Origin of the sequence: Streptomyces sp. F001 (genome assembly GCF_004187715.1) — a bacterium.
Taxonomy (GTDB): Bacteria; Actinomycetota; Actinomycetes; order Streptomycetales; family Streptomycetaceae; genus Streptomyces; species Streptomyces flavusporus.
This window is the reverse complement of sequence record NZ_QZWF01000099.1, coordinates 1-5,726: the sequence shown is the minus strand read 5'-3', so window position 1 is coordinate 5,726 and position 5,726 is coordinate 1. Positions and strand designations below refer to the sequence as shown.

The 5,726-nt window shown below is 67.6% G+C and carries 5 protein-coding genes and 2 pseudogenes; 3 read left to right on the top strand and 4 right to left on the bottom strand.

The genetic code is table 11. The annotated features are described in order from the left end of the window. Nucleotides 1-53: 53 nt before the first annotated feature. From StrepF001_RS44195 to StrepF001_RS44185, 3 genes and pseudogenes are all read right to left on the bottom strand, one after another. Nucleotides 54-782 (bottom strand): hypothetical protein, encoded by a 729-nt coding sequence (locus StrepF001_RS44195; protein ID WP_129803709.1) that lies wholly within the window; start codon nt 780-782, stop codon nt 54-56. 140 nt (nt 783-922) lie between these two features. Then, complete coding sequence (locus tag StrepF001_RS44190) at nt 923-1,519, bottom strand: nucleotidyltransferase family protein (protein ID WP_129803708.1); 597 nt, start codon at nt 1,517-1,519, stop codon at nt 923-925. Between the two features lie 81 nt (nt 1,520-1,600). Next, nucleotides 1,601-2,114, bottom strand: a pseudogene (locus StrepF001_RS44185) (NUDIX domain-containing protein). Between the two features lie 66 nt (nt 2,115-2,180). On the opposite strand from StrepF001_RS44185, the pseudogene StrepF001_RS44180 reads away from it, so the two are divergent. After that, a pseudogene (locus tag StrepF001_RS44180) lies at nt 2,181-2,786 on the top strand (ATP-binding protein); the annotation flags it as partial. 326 nt (nt 2,787-3,112) lie between these two features. Here StrepF001_RS44180 and StrepF001_RS44170 read toward each other — a convergent pair. Further along, nucleotides 3,113-3,676, bottom strand: a complete 564-nt coding sequence (locus StrepF001_RS44170) for an N-acetyltransferase (RefSeq protein ID WP_129803710.1) — start codon at nt 3,674-3,676, stop codon at nt 3,113-3,115. Nucleotides 3,677-3,975: 299 nt separating this feature from the next. On the opposite strand from StrepF001_RS44170, the gene StrepF001_RS44165 reads away from it, so the two are divergent. Beyond that, nucleotides 3,976-5,226 (top strand): helix-turn-helix transcriptional regulator, encoded by a 1,251-nt coding sequence (locus StrepF001_RS44165; protein WP_129803706.1) that lies wholly within the window; start codon nt 3,976-3,978, stop codon nt 5,224-5,226. 120 nt (nt 5,227-5,346) lie between these two features. Further along, entirely contained in the window at nt 5,347-5,556 is a 210-nt protein-coding gene (locus tag StrepF001_RS44160) for a hypothetical protein (RefSeq protein ID WP_129803705.1), read from the top strand. Nucleotides 5,557-5,726 lie beyond the last annotated feature (170 nt).

Here is a 5,726-nt window from a genome sequence, read left to right as displayed (position 1 = left end):
GGATGAAACGATCTCAGTGGTGTCCAGGCGGTGTTGCGCCTCAGAAGCCTCGGCTATAGCCACTCGCTTGGAAGCGGAAGGCCGTGAAGTTCAGCGGCCACGCGGACCGCCGTGCGATGGTCCGGGTTAGCCGGACTCAGCGGAGTGACCTGATCGACCACAGCAGGTATCTCGCCGAAGATGGCCCAGCACCGCTTGTGATCGTGCCAACGAGAGAACCGCCGCAGCCCTCCCAACGAGAGGGTGGCGCACGACGTCACACCACAGGCTGCGAACCCCCAGAGAACGCCGGCGATTGTGACGACCACGACCGCCTCGACCAGATCGCGATGGAAGGCCGGCGTCCGACCTGGCGCCGCATCTGGCCAACCGCCCCGGCCAACCCTGACCACGACCTCTGCACGGCGTGGATGCAGGCGTACGGGCACGACCTGCTCGCCGTATCCAACCCAGCCATGTGAGCAGCACGAGCAACGGCGCCTCGCGGTCGCCCGCGTAGTTCTGGAGCCGCTGCGGGGCCTTGCCATTGCCCCTCCTCGGGCCCGGACCTGCTCGTAGAACTCCGCCTTCAGGTCGGTGTGCCGCTGGGTGAGAGCGTTGCGGGGGACTTTGGCCTCGATCGCGAGTGCGACGATGGTCAGCGCGCCGTTGGAGTGCTCGGCTCGGCCGGCCAGGATGCGGTCCATTGCCGCGCGAATGCGGGCGAGGTCGTCGTGGAGGGTGGTGAGGGTGTCGGCGGTGGCCCGGGCGGTTTCGATGTCCAGCAGCGCGATAGTTATCACCGGTCTGAGGTGGCGACCTGCGCCTCTATGCTCGGCTGAGCATGGTAGTTGTCACCGTCTGGGCGTAGACGTTGTCACCTGCCGTGGACATGCGGGCATCTGTCAGAGGAATTCGCCGCATGATCACTCGCATCCGAGCGTCAGCTCGGCCACGGCAGCACGGTGAGCTCCGGCCACTCGTCTCTCCAACGCGCTGCCTTAGCTTCATAGACCTCCCGAGGGGCAAGGACCGGGTTGGGTCGGACCACGAGGTTGAACACGTCGGAGAGCCCGTGGGGCGCATAGACGCGCCATCCACCGTCGGGGTCCAGGCGCACCCCCAGACAGCACGTCGTCGCGGCGAACGAGTCGATCGCGGCCTCGGTGGACTCGTGAGGTGGGCAGGGCACGCCGAATTTCTGCTCGTACCAGAGGTGCACACGGGCCTCGTTGCGGATCTCCACCTCGGCCGGCAGCCCGGCGAACACCTCCTGCCCTGCCTTGATCACGGCGTCCTCCGCCTCCCAGGAAAGGTCGGCGCGGTCGAAGTAGAAGATGTCGTAGTCCTTGATGCCGTTGGTCGGGGGCCTGTCGGTGACCACGTTCCACACCGTCTGGAACAGGCAGCCCGCCGTCACATACCAGCCGGGCAGCTCCATCGTCGCTGCCCTGGTCAGCACGTCGGTCAGGACCTCGTTCTGGGAGAGAACGGACCGCAAACCATCGAACTGCTCAACGAGCGGAAGTCGACCAAACATCCGTACTCCCTATCACGAACAGCCGCTCTCACAAGGCGCGTTGACCGCAAGCAGGCGCCCCAGCCCGCGAGGCGAGCAAGGTCAGGACTGCGCGGTCCGGAACGCGAGATACCGACTGAAGGCTTCGTGGCTGTCGGGGGTGAAGCGCCACTCCAGCAGGGCCGACCGCAGCTCCGGCTCGATCAGCCAGCCATGCCAGGCGACCTCATCAGGATCGGCGGCCACAGTGTCCGGCGCCACGGCTTTGTGCACGCCGAGCCAGTGAGGGCTCAAGCCACTGCGGTTGAGGAACGTGAACAGCAAGCGCGGCAGCACACGAATGCCCAGCTCTTCGGCCAAGCTCCCGCGCGGCGGCCTGTTCATAGGACTCACCGACATCCACGGCGCCACCAACCACGGCCTCGTAGAGCCCGGGGAAGCGCGACAGCTGCTCCGACCGCCGGTGAACGAGGATCCGCCCACGCTCATCACGACACACCGTCACGGCGACCCGGTGCAGCCAACCCTCCCGGATGGCCTGCCGGCGGCTGACCACCACCCCCAGCACACGATCTTGATCGTCGACACGCTCCACCAGTTCGTCCACGACGCACACCCTGGCAGAGCCCACTGACAACGCCGCTTCTCGGAGCCCCGTGGAGGCCGCCCAGGGGGCGCTGGCTTCGGCAAGACGCTCGCCGTCAACATCTGCCTGGGCGACCTCGAACCCCACGAGGACGTCCGCAAGATCACTTTCCGGGCCCGTCCCACCGCCCGCGCGGTGCGCTACGAACTGTTCACCGCGCTCGACCTGGCCGGTGAACCGCCGCGCCACCCCAGTGAATTCGACCGGCTGCCGAAGACGGCCCTGGCCGAACGCCCCCGCACCTTCCTCGTGGATGAGGCCCAGTGGCTCAATGGGGAGGCGTTCGAGTACTTCCGCTATCTGTGGGACGAACCGGCCACCCAGCTCGCGATCATCTTCGTCGGCGGCGAGGGCTGCCACACCGTGCTGCGCCGTGAACCGATGCTGTCCTCCCGCATCTTCATCTGGCAGCACTTCACCCGCCTTACCCCCAGCGAGGTCCTGGAGGCCATTCCCTTGTTTCATCCGGTCTGGGCCGACGCCGATCCCGACGACATCACCTTCGCCGACCAGCACGCCGCGCACGGCAACTTCCGCGCCTGGGCCCAGCTGACCGCCCACACCCGCACCGCCCTGGCCCGCACCGGCCGTCCCCGCGTTGATCAGGAGCTGCTGCGCTGGGCCTTCAGCCGCCTCGCCTGACCACCATGCCGCCTGCCACGCCGCCGCCCGTCACGGTGGTCATTGACCGTCATGACGATGCGATCCACACGCATACCGCCCTGGCCGCCCACCACTTGCCGTCCGGCCGGATCACCCTGCACCCCGGGCCGGGCACGACCAGCGAAACCGGCCTCGCCCACGACCTTCTCGCCGCCCTGGGCAAACCGCCCCTGCTCCCGGGCGGCTTCCCCGCCGGCCGTCAGCCCGCCTGGGAAGCCGCCACCGCCACGCATATCGTGATCATCACGCATGAAAGATCGCGAAGCACCAGCGGGTCGCCGCCGGGCCTCCATGCGTGGCAGTGGTCAGCCTTGTTGGCGGAAGTCCAGCATGTAGAAGACCTTGTCGTAGCGGTGTTCGCCGACGGCGACGAAGCCGGGCAGACGGCCGTATTCGGTGAAGCCCAGCGACCGGTAGAGCTGCAGGGCACTGGTGTTGTCGCCACGGGCGTCCAGGGTGAGGACCTCGATGCCCGCCTCCCGGGCGTCAGCGATCAAGGCAGCGGTCAGCGCCCGGCCGACGCCACGACCATGGGCAGCAGCCTCTACCGCGATCTTCTCCAAATCGGCGTGTGGCCGATGGGTCGGTCGGGCGTAGCGGAGCCAGTACCCCAACCCGACAAGCCGACGGCCAAGGTAAGCGGCACGCAGGGCCGCGTCCCCGGCCTGCACCGCAGAGATGACGTGGCCGAGAAGGTCCGACACCTCATCCCGCGAGGGTGGTTCGACCCAGCCCAGCGCGGCACCTCCACTGACCAGGTCCGCCAGGATCTGGTGGGCCGACTCCGCAAACCGGACCTCCAGCTCCGGATCGGAAGTCAGCTCCATGGCGTCAAGGATGGCGGGCTCAGCGGTCACACCGCTGGTCATGGCCGGATTCATGACCGGCAGCCTAGCCAGCCCATGGCCCGGCCGAGACCCCGCGCTCCAGCCTCGGCTGCAGCCAAGCCGTTACTGACCCACGTTCCTAGCCACACCCTGACGGCGGAACGCGTTGGAGAGCGGTCGCCCGAGGATCAGACGCTGACCAGGGGGCGTTCGGGACTCCGGCCGTGATTGCGTCATCCCGGAACTACGGACAGAGCCAGATTCAAATGTCCCCATCAACATGAGGCCGGCCCTGCCCCTACTCTGGCTGTGACGAAGCTGCTAGGAGGGGCAAGGCCGTGATGTCTCAAGATGCTACCCCGGACCCGTACGCCGATCCGCTGAAGTTCGGTCAGCGGGTGCAGGTCCTCCGTGAGCGCCGGGGGATGACCCAGTCGCAGGTCGCCGATTTGCTCGGTATTTCCCCACACACGTACCGCAAGATTGAAAACGGTCAGCAGAAGGCGCCCGGCCTTGAGTCGGTACTGCGCATCGCGGAGGTGCTGAGGGTTCGCGACCTTGCCGACCTGACGGGACGGCCGGAGGCACACGTTGACCTGTTCATCGGTCCCGGCCACCCGCGTCTTGCTGCCGTGAAGGCTGCCATCGACAACTTCCCGCTCACGACCGGAATTGAGCCACCGCCCGTTGCACACCTCGAAGCCCGGCTGCACGCCGCGTGGAAGGCACGGCACGCGTCAAAGAACCACCGTGAGGCGATCGGTAAGCTGCTGCCTGACCTGATCCGGGACGCCCAGGCGCTCGTACGGCACGCCGACAGCGCCGCCGAGCGGCGCGAGGCGCAGTCCCTCCTTGCCCAGACGTACTCGCTGTCGCAGTTCTTCATTGCCTACCAGCCCGACAGTTCCCTGCTTTGGCGGGTCGCTGAACGCGGCATGGTCGCTGCCCAGGAGAGCGAGGATCCGCACACCATCGGCGTTGCTTCCTGGCTGCTGGCGCAGGCCCACCGCGACAGCGGACCGAGGCACTACGACGCTGCCGACTCGGTTAACCGCGAAGCGGTCCAGTTCCTGGAGCCTCTACTGCCCGACGCCTCGGACGATGTGCTGGCGATCGCTGGCGCCCTGGAGTTCGAACTCGGCTACACCGCAGCACGCCGAAGGGAGACCGGTACCGCGTGGCGGCACTGGGACAAGGCCAACGACATGGCTGCACGGCTGCCTGCTGAGTATTACCACCCCGTGACCAGCTTCAGCCGGGCCGTGATGGGCGCGCACGCGGTGACCGTGGCTGTCGAACTGCACCAAGGCGGCGAGTCCGTGCGGCAGGCCGCTCGAGCGGACCAGAGCCTCATCAAGTCCCGCCCGCGGCGCGCCCGACACCGCATCGAGGAAGCGAGGGGCTACCAACTCGACAACCAGCCAGACGTCGCCATCGCGTCGTTGGAGAAGGCGTACGAGGCCGCACCTGAGACGATCCGCTACAACGGCTACGCCAGGACGATCCTCTTGGAGGAAGTCGAGTCGACGCAGGCTCCCCGGCGGCACCGGGCCGCCGAACTGGCCGAGAAGATCGGCATCCTGGCTGCCTGAGAGTAGCGACCGGATTACGGTCGGCGGTACCGCACAGGCGCCCCTACGGTCAGAGCATCAGACCCCGGCAAGGTGGTGAGACCTCCCGGGGCATGGCCCACGCTATGTAGGAGCGTCGACATGACGAACGGTACCGTCCCCGGCGAGGACCGCCCACGGGGGGCGAAGATGGCCATCGAGGTGTACACGGTCAGCCGGGACGGGATGGTGGTGGGTCCGCCGCGGGCCACGGTGAGCGTGCCGCATGGGTACGAGCCCGCCCTCGAACCGCTGAACACGCAGCTCGCGCCGTGCGCCTGCCCCGTCCACCGCCAGGCGGGTGCCCGGTGAACGCCACCCGCGACGAGACCGAGACTCCCGCGCAGTCCACCGGCTTGATGCGCGCAGCAGCGACCTGGCTCCTGGACCAGCGCACGGTGCCGCGCCACCAGAGCGTGAAGCTCTTCAGCCAGGGCTTCCACAACTACCTGGGGCAGCTGATCCCGCACATCGAGCAGCTC